The sequence below is a fragment of the Actinoplanes sp. NPDC000266 genome, assembly GCF_042899005.1.
In the GTDB taxonomy this organism is placed as follows: Bacteria; Actinomycetota; Actinomycetes; order Mycobacteriales; family Micromonosporaceae; genus Actinoplanes.
Genome location: NZ_JBIAZI010000002.1, coordinates 725,593 through 743,860 on the forward strand (window position 1 = coordinate 725,593; position 18,268 = coordinate 743,860).

Below are 18,268 nucleotides of genomic sequence, written 5' to 3' on the forward strand. Positions count from 1 at the left end.
GCGGCCCAGGCCGGGCGCTCAACCTAGGGCGATGACGAGCACGATCGACCATTGGTACGACCAGCGCGCCGACGAGGTGGTCGCCGCCGTCCACAGCGACCAGGAACGCGGGCTCACGAGCGCCGAGGCCGCGGACCGGCTGGCCCGCAACGGGCCGAACACGATCGCCGCCGAGAAGCCACCGTCGATCCTGGCCGTGGCGCTGGAGCAGCTGCGCGACCCGATGAACCTGATGCTCGTCGCCGTCATCGTGGTGAGCGTCCTCATCGGCGAGGTGTCGACGGCGCTCATCGTCGGCTTCCTGATCGTGCTCAACGTCGTGCTCGGGGCCCGGCAGGAGCTGGCCGCCCGGGCCAGCGTCGACGCGCTGTCGCGCATGCAGGTGCCGCAGGCGCGGGTGATCCGCGACGGTGAGCTGGCGCTGGTGCCCGCGCCCGGGGTCGTGGCCGGCGACATCGTGCAGCTCGAGGCGGGCGACCTGGTTCCCGCCGACGGGCGGATCCTGCGCTCGGCCACCTGCGAGACGCAGGAGGCGGCGCTGACCGGCGAGAGCGCGCCCGTGGCCAAGAGCGCCAGCGCGCTCGACGCGGACGACGTCGGCCTCGGCGACCAGGCGAACATGCTGTTCCAGAACACCTCGGTCACCCGCGGCACGGCCACCATGGTGGTCACCGCGACCGGCATGAACACCCAGATGGGCCAGATCGCGACGATGCTCACCAGCGTCACGCGTACCCGGTCGCCGCTGCGCAAGGAGCTCGACACGCTCACCCGGGTGCTGGGGATCATCGCGTGGACCGCCGTGGCGTTCATCGTGGTGGTCGGCTGGATCCGCGGCATGGAGATCGACGAGCTGTTGCTGCTGGGCACGGCCATGGCCATCTCGGCCATCCCGACCGGCATGCCGGCCTTCGTCTCGGCGCTTCTCTCGCAGGGCGCGCAGCGCCTGGCCGCGGCCAAGGCCGTCGTGAAGAACCTGACCGACGTGGAGACGCTCGGCGCGACCAGCGCCATCAACACCGACAAGACCGGCACGCTGACGATGAACGAGATGATGGTCTCGACCGTCTACTCGGCCGGCAACTGGTTCGGCGTCACCGGCGAGGGATACGCCAAGACCGGCCGGCTCACCTCGGTCGCCGGCGTGCCCGTCCCCGACTTCACCCGGCTCGCGCTGGGCCTGGCCCTCGACAGCGACGCCACGGTCAGCGACCAGGGCGACGTGGTGGGCGACCCGACCGAGGCGGCGCTGGTCGTGCTCGCGGCCAAGCTGGGCGTCGACGCCGAGCAGACCCGCCGCGCCTATCCGCGGCTGGCCGAGGTGCCGTTCGACTCCGACTACAAGTTCATGGCCACCTTCCACCGGATCGAGCTCGACGGCGTCACCCAGGTCATCGAGCTGGTCAAGGGCGCGCCCGACGTCGTGCTGGCCCGCTGCACCCGGTCCGGCAAGGCGGTGGGACCGCAACAGCCGATCGAGGACGTACGGGCCGAGCTCGCGGCCGCCAACGAGAAACTGGCCTCGGACGGGCTGCGGGTGCTGGCCTTCGCGGCCCGGATCGTGGACCCGCCGGAGTCGCTCGACGACCCCATGGCGCTGACCACCAACCTGGTCTTCGTGGGCATGGTCGGCATCATCGACCCGCTGCGCGCCGAGGCCCGCGACGCGGTCCAGGTCGCCCTGCGCGCCGGCATCGACGTCCGCATGATCACCGGCGACCACGCGGTGACCGCCCAGGCCATCGGCCGCACCCTCGGGCTCGGCCCGGGCGCGGTCAGCGGCCCCGAGCTGGCCACCATGAGCGAGGACGAGCTGACCCGCCGCCTGCCCGAGCTGCACGTCTTCGGCCGGGTGTCGCCCGAGGACAAGCTGCGCCTGGCCCGTTCCATGCAGGCACAGGGCCTGATCGTGGCCATGACCGGCGACGCCGTCAACGACGCGGCCGCGCTGAAGCAGGCCGACATCGGCGTCGCCATGGGCAGCGGCAGCGAGGTCACCAAGCAGGCGGCCCGCATGATCCTGACCGACGACAACTTCGGCACCCTGGTCCGCGCCATCGAGATCGGCCGCCGCGTCTACGACAAGATCGTGGCGTACGTCCGCTATCAGATGACCCAGCTGCTGTCGCTGGTGCTGCTGTTCGTGTCGGCCACCGCGTTCAACCTCAACGACGGCGTCGCCCTGACCCCGTCGATGGTGCTCTATCTGCTCTTCACCTGCACCGTCCCCGGCGTGGTCATCATCGCGATGGACCCGGGTGACCCCGAGGTGATGAACCGCCCGCCACGCGACCCCCAGATGCCGATCAGCAACCGCACGGCCGTGAGTTTCTGGCTTCTGTACGCCGTGGCGCTGTTCCTGGCCGCCCTGGTGCCCCTGGTGTTCGGTCCCAACGTCACCATGGCGTTCGCCGTGATGGGCCTCGGCACCGTCTTCAACGCCCTGGCCAACCGGCGCGACCCGGCCAGTGGCCTGCTGCCGCCGCTGCTCAAGGCCCTGGGCGTCGGCCTGATCCCGGTCGCCTTCATCGTCCTGGCCACCCGCGCCGACTTCCTGCGCAGCAGCCTGGGCTCCGAGCCCCTCGACGGCCGGCAGTGGCTGGCCTGTCTCGGGCTGGCCCTGGTCCTGCCGCTGACGATCGAGGTCAGCAAGCTGATCCGGCGCCGGCTCAAGGCTGCGTGAGATGACGAGCGGCGGGAGCCGGGCCGCTCTGGGCCGCCGTGCCGTATCGAGCGGCCAGGGGACCGGCCGTCAGGCCGTGGACGACCACGCTGATCAGGACGGTCAGGACGATGACGGCGACCGCGGTGTCGGCCGACGGGCCCAGTTCCTCGACGGCCAGCAGGGCGAAGACGATCGACGCCAGACCACGCGGGCCGAACCAGCCCACGAACAGGACCGTACGCCGGCCGAAACGGGCGCCGATCAGGCTCAGCGCCACCGGGACCATCCGGATCAGCGTCAGGCTCAGCACGGCGTACAGCAGCATTGCCCAGGTCCAGCGCTCCGGCAGCAACGGCACCGCGATCGCTCCGAAAGCCGTCCACACCAGCAGTGACGCCAGTCCGGCGGTCTGCTCCACATAGAACACCTCGCGCGGCCCGCCCCGTCCCGCGACATGACCGAAAGCGAGCCCCGCCGCGAAGGCCGCCACGAATCCGTTGGTGTGGGCCGCCACCGCTCCCGCGTACGCCAGAAGCGCCAGCGCGAGCACGGCGGGACCGGCGAAGCTCTCCCCCGCCGTCCGCAGCAATCGGCCACCCACCACGCCGGCGGCGACCCCGATGAGCGCCCCACCGGCCAGCTGAAGAACCGCCGTCAGCAGTGGCGCCCCCGACGCGGCGCCGGCCAGCGCGATCACGACGACCGGGGTGACGATGCCGTCGTTGACGCCGCTCTCCACGTTGAGGATGCGGCGGATCCGGGCCGGGACCGCGGGATGCGTGATGACCACGGCGCCCAGCGCGGCGTCGGTCGGTGCGAGCGCCGCCCCGATCAGCAGCGCCAGCCACAGATCCGGCAGGTCCAGGAGCCACCAGGCCAGGACCGTTCCGGCCATCACCGTGACCGGCAGGGCCAGGCCGAGCAGCCGCCCGTAGACGCCGGCGTCGTGGCGCAGCTCGCGCGGGCCGACCCGGGAGGCGTCGGAGAACAGCACCCACACCAGGGTGGCCTCGGTCAGCACGGCCACGCCCTCGGTGTGCCGGTCGACGTCGAAGGCGAGCGCCAGCACCACGCCGACCGCGACGAACACCATGGGCGCGGTCAGGTTGAGGCGTTCCAGGCGGGTGGAGACGACGCCCCACCCGAAGACGGCGAGAGCGATCAGCACCAGGGCACCGGCGGTCATGGCCGATCCGACCATGACGCCGTACGGCCCGAAACCACCCCGGGCGGATGAGGGGCGCGCCTTCGCACACCGAAGAAGATGAAGGCCATGAAGCGCAAGGTGTACGACCACGAGCTGCGCCGCCTGCACGGCGAGCTGGTCGCGTTGCAGGAGTGGGTGAAGGACACCGGCGCCAAGATCTGCGTGGTGTTCGAGGGACGCGACACGGCCGGCAAGGGCGGCATGATCAAAGCGATCACCGAGCGGGTGAGCCCTCGCGTCTTCCGGGTCGTCGCGCTGCCCGCGCCCAGCGACCGCGAGCGCTCGCAGATGTACCTCCAGCGCTACGTGCCGCACCTGCCGGGCGCGGGCGACGTGGTCATCTTCGACCGCAGCTGGTACAACCGGGCCGGCGTGGAGCGCGTCATGGGCTTCTGCAGCGAGGATCAGGCCCAGGGCTTCCTGCGGGTCGTGCCCGGTGTGGAACAGGCCATGGTCGACTCCGGCATCATCCTGATCAAGTACTGGCTCGAGGTGACGCCGGAGGAGCAGACACGGCGACTGGAGAGCCGGATCAACGACCCCCGCAAGGTGTGGAAGCTGTCCGATCTGGATCTCCGGTCCTACAGCCGGTGGTACGACTACTCGCGGGCGCGCGACGACATGTTCCGCGCGACCGACACCGAGTGGGCGCCGTGGCACGTCGTGGACAACAACGACAAGAGGACCGGGCGGCTCAATCTGATCACGCATCTGCTCGCCACCATCCCGTACCAGCCACTGAAGCCGGGCGACGTGAAGCTTCCGCGACGGCAGAAAGCGAACGGATACCGCGAGCCGAACCTTCCCGTCGCGCACATTCCGGCGCCGTTCTCCAGGGACTGAGAAACGTACAGCAACCACACAGGCGTCGTTCTGCACCAATCGGGTCGACTTTGTTGTAAAGTCCGTCTACCCAACATTTACGCAGGTCACACCGCGTATTTGAAGATCAACTTGGGTTGAAACGTCTCCCCCTGCCACCGAAAGACAAGGGCTCAGACGATGTTCAACAACGCTGTCCTGTTCGCCAAACATCACACGCCCAACGCAGCGCGAGTTCTCGCCCGGCGGGCCATGTTGGAGGCTCACAACACCAAATTGCGGATCACCGTGCCGGTCGTGGCGCGATCCGAGTTCACCAATGTCTACCACTGCGCGATCCGCAAGACCGCCAGCCAATGGGTCAAGGCGGTCTTCAGCGATCCGATCGTGTTCCGGCACTCGGGGCTGCTCACCTACGACCCGCGCTACTACAACTGGAGCCATCCGAACCTGTGCCCGCCGGGCCGGGTGGCGCTGTCGCTGTTCATCGCCCGCGACCGCTACGACAAGGTGGACAAGCCGGCCGACCATCGCGCCTTCTACGTGCTGCGCGACCCACGCGATCTCGTGGTCTCCAGTTACTTCTCCAACCGCGACTCCCACTCGCCGATGGGCGACGTGCTCGAGCTGCGCCGCGAGTTGCAGGCCCGGCCCAAGAAGGAGGGCCTGATCTTCCTGATCGAGGATCTGGCGGCCAAGGGCCGGTTCAACTCGCTCAAGTCGTGGGTGAACGCGCCCGAGTCCGAGGAGGTGCGCCTGTTCCGGTACGAGGACCTGACCGGCGAGCACCAGGCGCGGGAGGTCGACGCGCTGATGCGCCACTGCGGCATCGACATCCCGCCGGACGACATGGCGACGCTGCTGGCCCGCTACAGCTTCTCGCGGATGAACGACCGGCAGGGCACGGGCGCGGTGTCGCACTACCGCAAGGGCGAGCCGGGCGATTGGCGCAACCACTTCGACGACGACATCCAGGAGGCCTTCGTCAAGGCCGCGGGTGACATGGTGGAGCGGCTGGGCTACCCCGCCTACCGAGTCTAGGGGGCGCAAGTAAGGTCGTTGTGTGCAGACGGCCTGGTACGAGGCGTACGTCATCGCCACGACCACGCCGAAACCGCTGCCGGCCGCAAGCGTCGCGGTCGAGGCGGCGGCCGGGCGTGTCCTGGCGGCGCCGATCGAGGCCGTACGGCCGGTTCCGGCCTTCGACACCGCGGCCATGGACGGGTACGCGGTGTCGGGTTCCGGGCCCTGGACGGTGACCGGGCGGGTGCTCGCCGGGGCCGCGCACACCGAGCCGTTGCGGGACGGCGCCGCCGTGGAGATCGCCACCGGCGCCGTCGTCCCGGACGGCACCAGCGCGGTTCTGCCGTACGAGGACAGCACTCTCGACGGGACGATCGTGACCGGCCGGCTCGGCCGGCGGCCCCACATCCGCCGGGCCGGTGACGACGTCCGGCCCGGCGACGTGCTCGTCGCGGCCGGGCGGGCCGTCAACGCCACCGTCGTCGCCGCCGCCGTGCAGGCCGGGGCCGAGCGGGTGACGGCCCACCGCGCGCCGGCGGTCACGCTGCTGGTCACCGGCGACGAGGTCGTCGACAGCGGGGTGCCGGGGCCGGGCCAGGTGCGCGACAGCTTCACCGGGCTGGTCTCGGCCGTTGCGGGCCGGGCCGGGGCCGAGCCGGTCGTACGCCGGCACGTGCGCGACGTCGCGGCCCTGCTGGAGTCGGCGCTCGCGGCCGCCCGCACCGACGTCGTCGTCGTGTCCGGTTCGTCGTCGGCCGGCGCCGCCGATCACCTGCACGGCGTGCTCGGCCGGCTCGGCGCGACCTGGCACGTCCGCGGCGTCGCCTGCCGGCCCGGTCATCCGCAGGCGCTGGCCGAGCTGCCCGACGGCCGCTGGGTGGTCAGCCTGCCCGGCAACCCGTTCGCCGGGCTGGTGGCCGCCCTGACGCTGCTCGAGCCGCTGCTCACCGCGCTCGGCGGCCGGCCGCCGGCCGCCCTGCCCGAGGTCCCGGTCGGCGGCACGGCCCAGCTGATGCCCGGCGGGGTACGCATCGTGCCGGTGCGCCGCGACCCGGACCGGCGGATCGCGGCCTGGCGGATCGCGGCCGGGACGAGCTCGGCCGGCCTGCGGGCGGCGGCGGGGGCCGACGCCCTCGCCGTACTGCCGGAGACCTGGGCCGACGGCGACCCGGCGCCGATCCTCGCCGTCCCCTGAGCGGTATACGCTCGGCGCCGGGGTGATGACCATGGCGGGGCTTCTCGGCCGGCAGCGGGAGTGCGAGACGCTCGACCGGCTCGTGGCGACCGTGCGGTCCGGCCACAGCGCGGTGCTCGTGCTGCGCGGCGAGGCCGGCATCGGCAAGACAGCCCTGCTCCGTCACCTGCACGACGCCGCCGGCGACGGCGCCCGGGTCGCCCGGGCGGCCGGCGTCGAATCCGAGATGGAGCTGGCCTTCGGCGGCCTGCACCAGCTGTGCGCGCCCTTCCTCGACCGCCTCGACCGGCTGCCGGCCCCGCAGCGCGACGCCCTCGCCACCGCGTTCGGCCTGGCCGCGGGCACCCCGCCCGACCGTTTCCTGGTCGGGCTGGCCGTGCTGAGCCTGCTAGCCGAGGTGTCGGCCGAGCGGCCGCTGCTCTGCCTGGTCGACGACGCGCAGTGGCTCGACCGGGTGTCGGCGCAGACCCTCACGTTCGTCGCGCGGCGGCTGCTGGCCGAGCCGATCGGCCTGGTCCTGGCCGTCCGTTCCCAGGGTGCGGACAAGGAATCGGGCGTCCTTCCCCAGCTCGACGTGGGCCGCCTCAGCGACGCCGACGCCCGCGCGCTGCTCGACTCGGTCACGCCGGGCCGGATGGACCAGCGCGTCCGCGACCGGATCGTCGCCGAGACGCAGGGCAATCCGCTCGCCCTGCTCGAGCTGCCGCGCGGCCTCTCCCCGGCCGAGCTGGCCGGCGGGTTCGGCCGGCCCGACGCGCGGCCACTGGCCGGGCAGATCGAGCAGAGCTTCCTGCGCCGGGTCGCCGCGCTGCCGCCCGGGACGCAGCGCCTGCTGCTGATCGCGGCGGCCGAGCCGGTCGGCGACGTCACCCTGCTGACCCGGGCCGCCGAGCGGCTCGGAGTCGATGTGGCGGCGGCGTCAGCGGCCGAGGCGGCCGGGCTGATCACCCTCGGCGCCCGGGTGCGTTTCCACCATCCGCTGGTGCGCTCGGCGGCCTACCGGGCGGCCGAGCCCGGCGACCGGCAGGAGGCGCACCGCGCGCTGGCCGAGGCCACCGACGGGTCGGACCCAGATCGGCGGGCGTGGCACCGGGCGAACGCCACCGTCGGCGCCGACGAGGAGGTCGCGGCCGAGCTGGAGGCCTCGGCCGGCCGGGCGCAGGCCCGGGGCGGTGTGGCGGCGGCCGCGGCTTTCCTGGCCCGCTCGGCCGAGCTCTCCCCCGATCCCGTACGCCGCGGCGAACGCGCCCTGGCCGCCGCGCGTGCCACCTACAGCGCCGGCGGCTTCGACGCCGCGCTCGAACTGCTGGACGCGGCCGAGCTGAGCCCGCTCGGCGACCGCGGCCTCGCCTCGTCCCATCTGTTGCGCGGCCAGATCGTCTTCGCCTCCCGCAGCGCCGGGGCCGCCCTGCCGCTGCTGCTCGAGGCGGCCCGGCGCCTGGAGCCGATCGACGCCGGGCTGGCCCGCGAGACGTACCGCGACGCGCTCTACGCCTCGCTCACCGCGGGCCGCCTGCCCAGCGGCGCCCAGGTCGCCGACGTGGCCCGGGCCGCGCTGGCCGCGCCGCCCGGACCGGACCCGGAGACGGGCCGGCTGCTCGACGGCCTCGCCACCATCGCCACCGAGGGCTACGCGGCCGGGGTGCCGATGCTGCGCGAGGGCCTGTCGGCGCTGCCGGTCGCGGACCTCACCGGCGAGCAGGGGCTGGGCTGGCTGCCGTTCGCCTGCCGGATGGCCCACGACGCCTGGGAGTTCGCGACCTGGTCGGCGCTGTCGGCCCGGCTGGCCGAGATGGCCCGCGAGGTGGGCGCGCTGTCGGTGCTGCCGTCGGCGCTGCTGCTCCGGCTGTCCAACCGGGTCTTCGCCGGCGAGTTCGGCGCCGCCGAGTCGCTGGTGGCCGAGTCCACCGCGATCGGCGAGGCGACCGGCAGCCGGTTCTTCGCCCAGTACGGGGCGATGGTGCTCGAGCCGTGGCGCGGGCGCGAGGAGGCGACCCGTGAGGTCGTCGACGCGATCACCCGCGACCGGGCCCTGCGCGGTGAGGGCAAGGTGCTCACCGCGACCCAGTGGGCCGAGGCGGTGCTCTACAACGGGCTGGGCCGGTACGAACAGGCGTACGCGGCGGCCGAGCGCGGCGCCGGAAACCCGCAGGAGCTGGGCCTGTCCACCTGGTCGACGGTCGAGCTGGTCGAGGCGGCCGCGCGCAGCGGACGGCCCGAGCGGGCCGCGGCCGCCGCCGAGCGCCTCGACGAGCTGGCCCGGGCCGCCGGCACCGACTGGGCGCTGGGCACGTCGGCCTGCGCCCGGGCCCAGGTCAGCGAGGGCCCGGCCGCCGACGAGCTCTACCGGGAGGCGATCGAGCGGCTCGGCCGGGCCGAGGTCGGGGCGCAGCTGGCCCGGGCCCGGCTGCTCCACGGCGAGTGGCTGCGCCGCGAGGGCCGCCGGGTGGACGCCCGCGAGCAGCTGTCCGCCGCCTACGAGGCGCTGAGCCGGATGGGCGCCGAGGCCTTCGCCGAGCGGGCCCGGCGCGAGCTCCAGGCCACCGGCGAGACGGTACGCCCGCGCGCGGTCCCGCCCGTCGCGAGCGCGCTCACCGCGCAGGAGGCGCAGATCGCGCGGCTGGCCGGCGCCGGGCTGACCAACCCCGAGATCGGCGCGCAGCTGTTCCTCAGCCCGCACACCGTCGAGTGGCACCTGCGGAAGGTCTTCGCGAAGCTGGGCATCGCGTCGCGCAAGCAGATCCGGGCCAGCCTGCCCGAGGGCATGGCGGCTACCGCCTGAGGCATCGCTCCAACCCGGCGAGCTCGCCCTCGGCGGCGGCCCGGAAGGCGTGCACGAGCCGCCGGTGCTCATTCGTGTCGACCGCTTGGCGTCGCTTGCCGGCGAGCGCCTGATGCCCCCGCCGGACGAGTTGGCGTGCATGGTCCTCCCCCAGACCCAGAACCTGTGAGATGTGGCGGTACGGATAGTCGAATGCTTTGCGGAGCAGATAGGCCGCCCGTTCGGCGGGCGTCAATCTCTCCAGCAGCATGCGTAACGCGGAGTCGACCGCCTGACGCCTTTCCGCGAGCTTTTCCGGGCCGGGGCCGCGCTCCACCGCCTCGGTCATGACGTACGTCTCACGACGCCACCGGGCCGACTGCTTGACGTTGATGGCGAGCCGGACGGCGGTCACGGCGAGGAACGCGGGCGGGTTGGCCACGGCCGTACGGTCGGCGCGTTCCCACCGCAGCCAGGTCTCCTGCACGACGTCCTCGGCTTCGGCCCGCTCGCCGATGACGTGCAGCGCCGCCGCCAGCACGCGCGGGCGCGCCGCCTCCCACTCGCCGATCACCGTCCGCCCCCTTCGTCCGCTCCCGGTGACCAGCCTTCCCCCGTGACCCCGTGGCCCGCGCCCCGTGGACACCGTGGTCGCCTCCGTGGTTGTCACGGGTGAGGCTCTTTCCTCATCGGCATTCCGACAATAGGATTCGGTGAACCGGACGCGTATTGCCGGGTGACGATAGCGTCACCGCTCGCGTTCAAGTGGAAAATCACGGCGCTGATCTGCGCTTTCTCCCGGCGGCGGCGCCGGAAGCGGCTTTGTTACCCGCGAGCAACCAGTGGCAATCCATCAGGAAACAAGAAACACCGCCCTATCGTCCGATTCGCAATTCTTTCTCGATTCGATTTGTGCGGGCGGTTTTCTCGTGAACACCGAAACAATGGCGGGCCCACAGAATGACGCCGAGGCCCGGATGGTCGCCCTGCACGCCGCGCACGCCCGGCCGCTGCTGAGCTTTCTGCTCAACCTGTGCAACGGCGAGCGGCACGCCGCCGAGGATCTCCTGCAGGAGACGATGATCCGGGCCTGGCGCAACCTCGACACCGTGCCCACCGAGCACGAGAACGCCCGCCGCTGGCTGTTCACGGTGGCCCGGCGGGTGGCCATCGACGCGGTCCGGATGCGCAAGGCCCGGCCGGCCGAGACCGGCAGCCTGGACATGAGCCGCCTGCCGACCGGCGACGACACCACCGAGACCGTGGTCGCGGCGGACACGCTGCGCCGGGCCGTGGACGGGCTCAGCGACGCCCACCGGACGATCCTGGCCGAGCTCTACATCGAGGGCCGGTCGACCAAGGAGACGGCGAACCGGCTCGGCGTGCCGGTCGGCACCGTCAAGTCCCGGGCCCACTACGCCCTGCGCACCCTCAAGGACGCCCTGCTCAGGGTCTCAGGATGAGGTGAGGACCCAGCGCCCCTGCTCGAAGGTGAGGATGCCGAGGGCGTCGCTCCGCAGGCCGGAGTGGTCCTCGGCGCTGAACCGCAGCGGGCCGTTGATCCCGTCGAGCCGGGCGTTCTCGATGGCCGCCCGCAGCCGTTCCCGGTCGGTGCCGCCGGTCGTGACGACCGCGCCGGCGATGAGCTGGAGGGCGTCGGCCGCGAACGAGGCGAAGCCGGAGTACGCCCCCTCGGCCCCGGCCAGGGTCTTCGGGAAGGCCAGATGGACGCCCTCGGCGGTCACCTCCGGCCCGGCCCCGGCGCCCAGGTAGATCTCGCCGGTGTAGTGCGCCGCCCGCAGCTCCCGCACCACGATCGGGGCCGCCGGCGAGACGGCCCAGACCACCACGGCCCGCGGCCGGGCGGCGACGATCTTCGAGACCTGGATGGTCATGTCGGCGTCGGCCTGCCCGAACTGCTCGGTCTCGGCGACGTCGACGCCGGCCGCCCGGGCCCGGCGGGTGAACTCCTGCTGGCCCTCCTGACCGTAGATGTTGCTGACCGCGACGACGCCGACCCGGGTCACGCCCCGGCGCACGAGCTCGTCGGTGATCAGCTGGGCGTCCTGGCCCGGCGTCTGGGTGGTCTTGAAGACGTACCGGCGGTCGCGGACCGGGCTGGTGACCGCGCCGGCCGCCGCGAGCGAGACCGTGGGCACCCGGTTCTCGGTGATCGCGGGGACGGCGGCCAGGGTGCACTGGCTGCACCCGCCGGTGATGACCGCGTCGGCGTGGTCGTTCTTGATCAGGTCGTTGATGTTGGCGACCGAGGTGTTGTTGTCGGTGCGGTTGTCCTTGACGACCAGTTCCAGCCGGCGGCCGCCGAGCACGCCGCTCGCGTTGAGCTGCCGCGCCTTGAGCTCGAGCGCGCGGCGCGACGCCGTGCCGATGGAGGCGGTGGGCCCGGACAGTTCGAGGCTCACGCCGACGACGATCTCGTCGGCGGCCTTGGCCGGGGTGGCGCAGCCGGCCAGCAGCAGCGCCAGCAGGGTGAGGGGGACGAAGCGTCGCATCGCTATTCCTTACTGAGGTACGCCTCGCGCACGCGGGCGTTGCCCCGCAGGACCCTCGTCGGTCCCGAGGCACTGATCCGGCCGCGTTCCAGCAGGTAGCCCCGGCGGGCGACGCGGAACGCGACCTCGGCGTTCTGCTCGACCACGAGCACACCGGTCTCGGCGCCGGCCAGCGCCGAGATGATTTCGGCGACCTCGGCCATGACCCGCGGGGCCAGCCCCAGCGACGGCTCGTCGAGCAGGATCAGCTCCGGGCCGGCCATCAGCGCCCGGCCGATGGCCAGCATCTGCTGCTCGCCCCCGGAGAGCGTGCCGGCGGCCTGACGGCGGCGCTCGGCCAGCCGCGGAAACCTGGTGTAGACGTCGTCGAGCGAGGCCGCGAGCATGCCGGCGGGCTGGCCGCGCCCGCCGAGCAGCAGGTTGTCGTGCACCGACAGCGGCGCGAAGACGTGCCGGCCCTCGGGCACGGTGGCCACGCCGGCCCGGGCGCGGCGCTGCACCGGCCAGTCGCCGATCTCGCGGCCGTCGAGCAGGATCTGCCCCATGCGCGGGCGGACCAGCCCGGCCACCGCCTTGAGCAGGGTGGACTTGCCGGCGCCGTTGCGGCCGATCAGGCAGACCACCTCGGAGGCGTTGACGACCAGGTCGACGCCGTGCAGCGCCTCGATACGCCCGTATCCGGCGACCAGCCCGGTGACCCGCAGCAGCGGCTCGATCATAAGTACGCCTCTTGGACGACGGGATCGGCGGCGATCTCCCCGGGGGTGCCGTCGGCCAGCAGCGAGCCCTGGTCGAGCACGAGGACCCGGTCGCTGACCCGCAGCACGCTCGGGACGTCGTGCTCGACCAGCAGCACGGTGACGCCGCGGTCACGGACGCGGCCGAACAGCTCCAGCAGTTCGTCGCTCTCGCTGCCGGCCAGGCCGGCCAGCGGCTCGTCGAGCAGGATGACGCGCGGCCGCAGAGCCAGGGCGCGGGCCAGTTCGAGGCGCCGCTGACGCCCGTACGGAAGCTCGCCCGGTCTTATGCCGATATCGTCGGTCAGGCCGACCTCGTCGAGCAGATACCCGGCGCCGGGGTCGACCACCAGGACGTTGTCGAGGACGCTGAGCGAGCCGAAGAGCTGCAGGTTCTGAAACGTACGGGCCAGGCCGGCCCGGGCGATCCGGTGCGGGCGCAGCGCGGTCAGCTCGCGGCCGTCGAGCAGCGCCCGGCCCCGCTCGGGCCGGACCGTCCCCGACAGCACGTTGATCAGGGTGGTCTTGCCGGCGCCGTTCGCGCCGATCAGGCCGACGATGCCGCCGCGGTCGTGCCGCAGTGTCAGCCGGTCGAGCGCGGTCACTCCGCCGAACCGCACGGTGACGTCCTGGACCTCGAGGACGGCGTTCATCGCCGCCTCCCCCATCGGATGCCCGCCAGCCCGCGCGGGAGAAGCAGAAGACTCAGGATCAGGGCTATTCCGTACGCCGTGAGCTCGCTCCCGCCGCCGACCTGATCCTTGGCGACCTGGGCCAGGCTGATCACCACGAACGCGCCGAGCGGGGCGCCCCACACCTGGTCGCGGCCGCCGACGCTCACGATGATCAGCAGCTCGACCGAGTTGAGCAGCCCGAGCATGCTCGGGTCGACGAAGCGGTACCAGTGCGCGTAGCCGCTGCCCGCGATCGAGGCGAGCACGGCCGCCACCACGAACGCGGTCCGGCGCAGCGCCCCGATGTCGATGCCGCTGGCGGCGGCGCCGACCGGGCTGTCGCCGGCCGCGGTCAGCGACCTGCCCAGCCGCGACCGGATCAGCAGGTCCACGCCGATCATGGCGACCAGCAGCACCCCGGCGAACAGGTAGTAGGTGCCCTCGTCGCCGCCGGGCAGCGGCGGCAGGCCGGTGATGCCGGCGCTGCGGCCGGTGAACGGCAGCTCGTTGGCCAGCGCGGCCAGGGTGAGCCCGAACGCCAGGGTGGCCAGGGCCAGGTAGTGCCCCTGCACCCGGAAGATCAGCAGCCCGAGCAGCCAGGCGGTGGCGCCCGCGAGCACGGCCCCGGCGAGCACGCCCCACCAGATGTCCACGTGCCAGCGGGTGGTGAGGACGGCCGACGTGTAGCCGCCGATGCCGTAGAACGCGGCCTGCCCCAGCGAGACCTGCTGGGCCAGCCCGGTCAGCGGCACCAGGCCGAGGGCGCCGATGGCCAGCAGCACCATGAGCACGGCGGTCGACATCGTGTAGAACGACGAGCGGGTGAAGACCACCGGCACGAGCAGGAGCAGGACGGCGAAGACGGCGTACTTCCTCATACGCGCCGGGCCCTCCGCAGAGTGACCAGACCGCCGGGGCGGACCAGCAGCACCAGCACGAGAAGCCCGTACACGATGGAGTCGCGGTAGCCGCTGCTGACCAGGCCGGTCACGAACGCCTCGACCACGCCCACGGCCAGGCCCCCGGTGACCGCGCCGAACGGCGACGAGAGGCCGCCGAGGACGGCGGCGGTGAAGCCCTTGAGCCCGAGCGTCACCCCGACCGTGGGGTCCGGTGGCTGCAGCGGCGCCAGCACGATCCCGCCGATGCCGGCCAGCACGGCGGCCACGACCATCGCGATCAGGCCCATCCGCATCGGCGACAGGCCCATGAGGCGGGCCATCTCGCGGTCGGCCGCGGTCGCCCGCATCGCCCGGCCCCAGCCGGTGCGGTTCAGCAGCGCCCACACCGCGGCCGCGGCCAGCAGGGTGGCCCCGGCGCACCACAGGTACTGGGTGGACAGGAAGGTCCCGAACAGCCTGACCTGGTCGTTCCCGCCGAAGGGATCGGCCGGGTGCTGCTCGGCCCCGAAGACCAGCAGCGCCGCCCCCTGCACCAGGATAGACGCCCCGATGGTCAGGATGATCAGCCGGTCCGGCCCGGCCTTGCGGGCCGGGGCCAGGACGGCCACGTGGATGAGGGCGCCGATCGCGGCCGCGACGGTCAGGGCCAGCGCGGCCGCGGCGATCTTGGGCGCCCCGGCGCCGGCCGCGACCGCGTAGGTGAGCCCGCCCAGCATGACGAAGTCGCCCTGGGCGAAGTTGATGATGCCGGTGACCTGGTAGAGCAGCGAGATGCCGAGACCGACCACGGCATAGGTGCTGCCGTCGGCCAGGCCGATCAGCACATAACTCAACGCCGCGTCCACGAGCTCGCCCCGTCGCCTTTCCGACACCTGCCTTCACCGCAAGCAACGGGGCGTGGCTAAAGATGTTCAGTGACCGGGCCAGTTGTCTCCGTCACCTGTCGTCGCTGCGGCCGCTGAAGATGGTCAGGAAGAACAGGAACACGTTCAGGATGTCGAGGAAGATCGACGCGGCCAGCAGGGGCGCCGAGTCGATGTCCGTGTTGCGGCGCAGCCGCTGGAAGTCGACCAGCGTGAGCGCGGCGAAGATGACCAGCCCGATGATCGAGTAGATCAGCGCGCCGTTCGGGATGTTCACGAAGATCAGCACGATGCTGAAGGCGATCAGCGCCAGCAGCGCCCAGAACGCGAACCGGGCGACCTGGCTCAGGTCACGCCGCGTCGCGTAGCCGGCCGAGCCGAACCCGGCGATGAACAGCGCCGTCGCGCCGCCCGCCTGCCACAGGGCCTGCGGGTCCTGGCTGGCGTAGAAGGCCAGCGTGGGCGCCACCGCGAGCCCGATGAACAGCCCGAACAGGGCCAGCAGCCCCACCGTCCACTCGCGTGAGCGGCGGGCCGTGAACTGCATGCCGATCAGCGCGCCGAACGACAGGATGTACGAGATGATGGCGGCTCCGCCGCCCAGGTCACGCCCCAGATAGGCGCCCAGGGCGAACAGAGCCGCCGTTCCGGCCACGAACGCCATCGTGCGTGCGAACAGCGCGTGGCTCTGGTCCCGGGCAGCGACCCCCGCCGGCCCGTAGGCGATCGAGTCATTCATGACTGCACCTTCTTCCTTCGACCAGAACCACGTACCCGCGCGCCCCGTGTTCAGGGTCCGGACGAGAGTGCGGTCACACCGTGGCGGCGCTCACCGGGGGTGGCGGCGGCGGGCCCTCACCCCCGGGCTCCTCCACGTTGGCCGGGTCGACGGTGATGGTCAGGCGGGCCACGTAGCCGCAGGAGACGTCGCCGGTGACCGTGGCCATCTCGCGGGCGGCCAGGTCGTCGCGGAAGACCATGTCGGTGGCCAGGCTGATCCGCGCCATGTTCGCGACGCTCTGCTCGTAGCCGGGCGCGGTCGCGTACACCTCGTCGGCGACCTCCTCGGGAAAGGCGATCTGCGACGTCTTGCGGATCGGGCCGGCCCCGCCGGTGGCGTCGGTGAGCGACGAGTAGACCTCGAAGTGGATGTGCGGCCAGCGCCCCTGGTAGCAGGCCGGGAAGACGCTGGTGAAACTCACCCGGCCCGAACGGTCGGTCACCTGGATGCCGCGCAGGTAGTTCTCCTCGGTCACACCGCTGGAGTACAGCGAGTAGCGGCCCTCGCGGTCGCAGTGCCAGGCGTAGACGGCCGCGCCGGCCAGCGGCTTGCAGGTCAGGTCCTGCACGACCAGCGAGAAGGTGAGCGGCACGCCGCCGGCCACCCCCGTGGGCCCGCCGAACGAGGAGCGGATGTCGCGGCGGACGACACCATTGATCGTACGGACGTCCGGGCCGTTGGATCCGTCTGCCGGGAACGGACCCGCGGTCTCGGACTCGACCTCCTCGAGGCAGGCCTTGACGGTGGCCGCTTGCGCCCCGCCGGGCCACAGGCCGGTGAGCGCCAGCGCACCGGTGCCGCCGGCGACTGCGAGCAGCCGCCGGCGGTCGAAGGTGAACCCTTTGTCGTGCACCGCCCGTACGTAGGCCTCGTTGCTGTTCTCCATGAGCTTCCTCCCTGAAGGGGTTGGAGCCCGGAGCCTCACATCGAAGTCTATGAATGGCCTGTGATTGATCTATATCCGCTCATACCGGAAAGGTCATACCCGGGGCGACACGTGGTAGTGGGCTATCCGCCAGCCTCCGGCGGTGCGCTCGACCACGACGGTCAGGTTGACCAGGGCCCGGATCTCGGGGCCGACCGTGAAGTCGGCCTCGGCCCAGCCCAGCACCGCGTCGTCGCCGAGGCGGCGGGTCAGCCGAAGGCGGTAGTCGACTGTCATGCCCCGAGGCTGGCCGGCGTAGTAGGTCTCCACGCCGGGACGGCCGACCGTGTACGGGCGCAGGCCCTGGAAGACGGCGTCTTCGGTGAACAGCGCGGCCACCGCAGCCGGATCGTGCTCGGCGATCGCCTTCCGCCATTCGTCCAGTACCGGGCGGAGGACCGCCTCGTCGAGGAAGTCGGTCATCAGTGGCCCGCGCTCTGGCCGCCGTCGACGTGCAGGATCTCGCCGGTGACGAACGGCGCGTTCTCCAGGAACAGGATGGCGTCGGTGATGTCGCTGATCGCGCCCATGTGGCCCACCGGGTGCAGGGCCGACAGGAACTCGTGCGTCTCGGCCGGGTGCATCGGGGTGGCGATGATGCCCGGGGAGACCGCGTTGAAGCGGATGCCGCTCTTGGCGTACTCAATGGCCAGGCTCTTGGTCGCCGAATTGAGGCCGCCCTTGGTGAGCGAGGCGAAGACCGAGGCGAGCGCGCTGACCGGGTGGTCGGTGAGCGTGGTGGTGATGGTGACGACGTGACCGCCCTCCCCCTGCGCCAGCATCGCCTCGACCGCCTTCTGCGTGACCACGACGAAGCCGCGCAGGTTGATCGCGGTGACCGCGTCGAAGTCCTCGGCCGTGTATTCGGTGAACGGCTTGGCGATGAAGACGCCGGCGTTGTTGATGACGGTGTCGACGCGGCCGAACTCGCTGAGGGCGACCTCGACGATCCGGGCCCCCACGGCCGGATCGGCGATGTCACCCGGCACGGTCACGACGCCGGGATCGTTGGAGGGCGCGATGGTGCGCGAGTTCGCGACGACGTTCCAGCCGAGCTTGCGGTACGCGGCGACGGTGGCGGCGCCGATCCCCTGGGAGGCACCGGTGACGACAGCTACCTTGTTGTTTGTCATGACCAGAGAGTGCGTCGGGTTCGGATCGAGCGGCACGACTGCTTTCCTCCCTCGTGAGAGGCTGCCC

General features: G+C 72.2%; 17 protein-coding genes. 6 read left to right on the top strand and 11 right to left on the bottom strand.

Annotated features, from left to right (window positions below; genetic code table 11):
* Positions 1-31: 31 nt before the first annotated feature.
* Positions 32-2,683, top strand: coding sequence for a cation-translocating P-type ATPase (locus tag ACFY36_RS09780; RefSeq protein ID WP_499745513.1), 2,652 nt, complete (start codon positions 32-34; stop codon positions 2,681-2,683).
* Here the strand turns inward: ACFY36_RS09780 and ACFY36_RS09785 are convergent.
* On the bottom strand, positions 2,670-3,851 hold the full coding sequence (locus ACFY36_RS09785) for a cation:proton antiporter domain-containing protein (protein ID WP_499745514.1): 1,182 nt from the start codon (positions 3,849-3,851) through the stop codon (positions 2,670-2,672). The two genes, ACFY36_RS09780 and ACFY36_RS09785, sit on opposite strands and share 14 nt — an antisense overlap.
* An 87-nt stretch (positions 3,852-3,938) precedes the next feature.
* On the opposite strand from ACFY36_RS09785, the gene ppk2 reads away from it, so the two are divergent.
* From ppk2 to ACFY36_RS09805, 4 genes are all read left to right on the top strand, one after another.
* Positions 3,939-4,715 carry a polyphosphate kinase 2 gene (ppk2, locus tag ACFY36_RS09790; protein WP_499745515.1) on the top strand — a complete coding sequence of 259 codons (777 nt, stop codon included), beginning with the start codon at positions 3,939-3,941 and terminating at the stop codon, positions 4,713-4,715.
* Between the two features lie 159 nt (positions 4,716-4,874).
* The gene (locus ACFY36_RS09795; RefSeq protein WP_499745516.1) at positions 4,875-5,735 is read left to right on the top strand and encodes a sulfotransferase domain-containing protein; all 861 of its coding nucleotides are present in this window, start codon (positions 4,875-4,877) and stop codon (positions 5,733-5,735) included.
* Between the two features lie 22 nt (positions 5,736-5,757).
* On the top strand, positions 5,758-6,912 hold the full coding sequence (locus tag ACFY36_RS09800; RefSeq protein ID WP_499745517.1) for a molybdopterin-binding protein: 1,155 nt from the start codon (positions 5,758-5,760) through the stop codon (positions 6,910-6,912).
* A gap of 31 nt (positions 6,913-6,943) precedes the next feature.
* Positions 6,944-9,694 carry a helix-turn-helix transcriptional regulator gene (locus ACFY36_RS09805; protein WP_499745518.1) on the top strand — a complete coding sequence of 917 codons (2,751 nt, stop codon included), beginning with the start codon at positions 6,944-6,946 and terminating at the stop codon, positions 9,692-9,694.
* On the opposite strand, the gene ACFY36_RS09810 is transcribed toward ACFY36_RS09805, so the two are convergent.
* Complete coding sequence (locus ACFY36_RS09810) at positions 9,684-10,247, bottom strand: sigma factor (protein ID WP_499745519.1); 564 nt, start codon at positions 10,245-10,247, stop codon at positions 9,684-9,686. The genes ACFY36_RS09805 and ACFY36_RS09810 overlap by 11 nt on opposite strands.
* A gap of 355 nt (positions 10,248-10,602) precedes the next feature.
* Here ACFY36_RS09810 and ACFY36_RS09815 point away from each other — a divergent pair, with 355 nt between their 5' ends.
* Positions 10,603-11,136, top strand: a complete 534-nt coding sequence (locus ACFY36_RS09815) for a sigma-70 family RNA polymerase sigma factor (RefSeq protein WP_499745520.1) — start codon at positions 10,603-10,605, stop codon at positions 11,134-11,136.
* On the opposite strand, the gene ACFY36_RS09820 is transcribed toward ACFY36_RS09815, so the two are convergent.
* The 9 genes from ACFY36_RS09820 to ACFY36_RS09860 all read right to left on the bottom strand — a co-directional run bounded on the left by ACFY36_RS09820 (position 11,128) and on the right by ACFY36_RS09860 (position 18,201).
* A complete protein-coding gene (locus tag ACFY36_RS09820; protein WP_499745521.1) occupies positions 11,128-12,186 on the bottom strand; it encodes an ABC transporter substrate-binding protein in 1,059 nt (352 codons plus the stop codon). The genes ACFY36_RS09815 and ACFY36_RS09820 overlap by 9 nt on opposite strands.
* A gap of 2 nt (positions 12,187-12,188) precedes the next feature.
* Positions 12,189-12,905, bottom strand: a complete 717-nt coding sequence (locus tag ACFY36_RS09825) for an ABC transporter ATP-binding protein (RefSeq protein WP_499745522.1) — start codon at positions 12,903-12,905, stop codon at positions 12,189-12,191.
* Entirely contained in the window at positions 12,902-13,576 is a 675-nt protein-coding gene (locus ACFY36_RS09830; RefSeq protein WP_499745523.1) for an ABC transporter ATP-binding protein, read from the bottom strand. Before ACFY36_RS09830 ends, ACFY36_RS09825 begins: the two co-directional genes overlap by 4 nt.
* Positions 13,573-14,475: a branched-chain amino acid ABC transporter permease gene (locus ACFY36_RS09835; protein ID WP_499745524.1), complete on the bottom strand. Its 903-nt coding sequence runs from the start codon at positions 14,473-14,475 to the stop codon at positions 13,573-13,575. Before ACFY36_RS09835 ends, ACFY36_RS09830 begins: the two co-directional genes overlap by 4 nt.
* A complete protein-coding gene (locus tag ACFY36_RS09840; protein ID WP_499745525.1) occupies positions 14,472-15,371 on the bottom strand; it encodes a branched-chain amino acid ABC transporter permease in 900 nt (299 codons plus the stop codon). Before ACFY36_RS09840 ends, ACFY36_RS09835 begins: the two co-directional genes overlap by 4 nt.
* A gap of 64 nt (positions 15,372-15,435) precedes the next feature.
* Positions 15,436-16,101 (bottom strand): Bax inhibitor-1/YccA family protein, encoded by a 666-nt coding sequence (locus ACFY36_RS09845; RefSeq protein ID WP_499745526.1) that lies wholly within the window; start codon positions 16,099-16,101, stop codon positions 15,436-15,438.
* Between the two features lie 73 nt (positions 16,102-16,174).
* Positions 16,175-17,029, bottom strand: a complete 855-nt coding sequence (locus ACFY36_RS09850) for an intradiol ring-cleavage dioxygenase (RefSeq protein ID WP_499745527.1) — start codon at positions 17,027-17,029, stop codon at positions 16,175-16,177.
* 93 nt (positions 17,030-17,122) lie between these two features.
* Entirely contained in the window at positions 17,123-17,491 is a 369-nt protein-coding gene (locus ACFY36_RS09855; protein ID WP_499745528.1) for an SgcJ/EcaC family oxidoreductase, read from the bottom strand.
* A complete protein-coding gene (locus tag ACFY36_RS09860; protein ID WP_499745529.1) occupies positions 17,491-18,201 on the bottom strand; it encodes an SDR family NAD(P)-dependent oxidoreductase in 711 nt (236 codons plus the stop codon). Before ACFY36_RS09860 ends, ACFY36_RS09855 begins: the two co-directional genes overlap by 1 nt.
* Positions 18,202-18,268: the final 67 nt, after the last annotated feature.

Coding starts and splice junctions, on each gene's coding strand:
- ACFY36_RS09780 (WP_499745513.1), top strand. CDS start 32: ATGACGAGCACGATCGACCATTGGTACGACCAGCGCGCCGACGAGGTG.
- ACFY36_RS09785 (WP_499745514.1), bottom strand. CDS start 3,851: ATGACCGCCGGTGCCCTGGTGCTGATCGCTCTCGCCGTCTTCGGGTGG.
- ppk2 (WP_499745515.1), top strand. CDS start 3,939: ATGAAGCGCAAGGTGTACGACCACGAGCTGCGCCGCCTGCACGGCGAG.
- ACFY36_RS09795 (WP_499745516.1), top strand. CDS start 4,875: ATGTTCAACAACGCTGTCCTGTTCGCCAAACATCACACGCCCAACGCA.
- ACFY36_RS09805 (WP_499745518.1), top strand. CDS start 6,944: ATGGCGGGGCTTCTCGGCCGGCAGCGGGAGTGCGAGACGCTCGACCGG.
- ACFY36_RS09820 (WP_499745521.1), bottom strand. CDS start 12,186: ATGCGACGCTTCGTCCCCCTCACCCTGCTGGCGCTGCTGCTGGCCGGC.
- ACFY36_RS09825 (WP_499745522.1), bottom strand. CDS start 12,905: ATGATCGAGCCGCTGCTGCGGGTCACCGGGCTGGTCGCCGGATACGGG.
- ACFY36_RS09830 (WP_499745523.1), bottom strand. CDS start 13,576: ATGAACGCCGTCCTCGAGGTCCAGGACGTCACCGTGCGGTTCGGCGGA.
- ACFY36_RS09835 (WP_499745524.1), bottom strand. CDS start 14,475: ATGAGGAAGTACGCCGTCTTCGCCGTCCTGCTCCTGCTCGTGCCGGTG.
- ACFY36_RS09845 (WP_499745526.1), bottom strand. CDS start 16,101: ATGAATGACTCGATCGCCTACGGGCCGGCGGGGGTCGCTGCCCGGGAC.
- ACFY36_RS09850 (WP_499745527.1), bottom strand. CDS start 17,029: ATGGAGAACAGCAACGAGGCCTACGTACGGGCGGTGCACGACAAAGGG.
- ACFY36_RS09855 (WP_499745528.1), bottom strand. CDS start 17,491: ATGACCGACTTCCTCGACGAGGCGGTCCTCCGCCCGGTACTGGACGAA.
- ACFY36_RS09860 (WP_499745529.1), bottom strand. CDS start 18,201: ATGACAAACAACAAGGTAGCTGTCGTCACCGGTGCCTCCCAGGGGATC.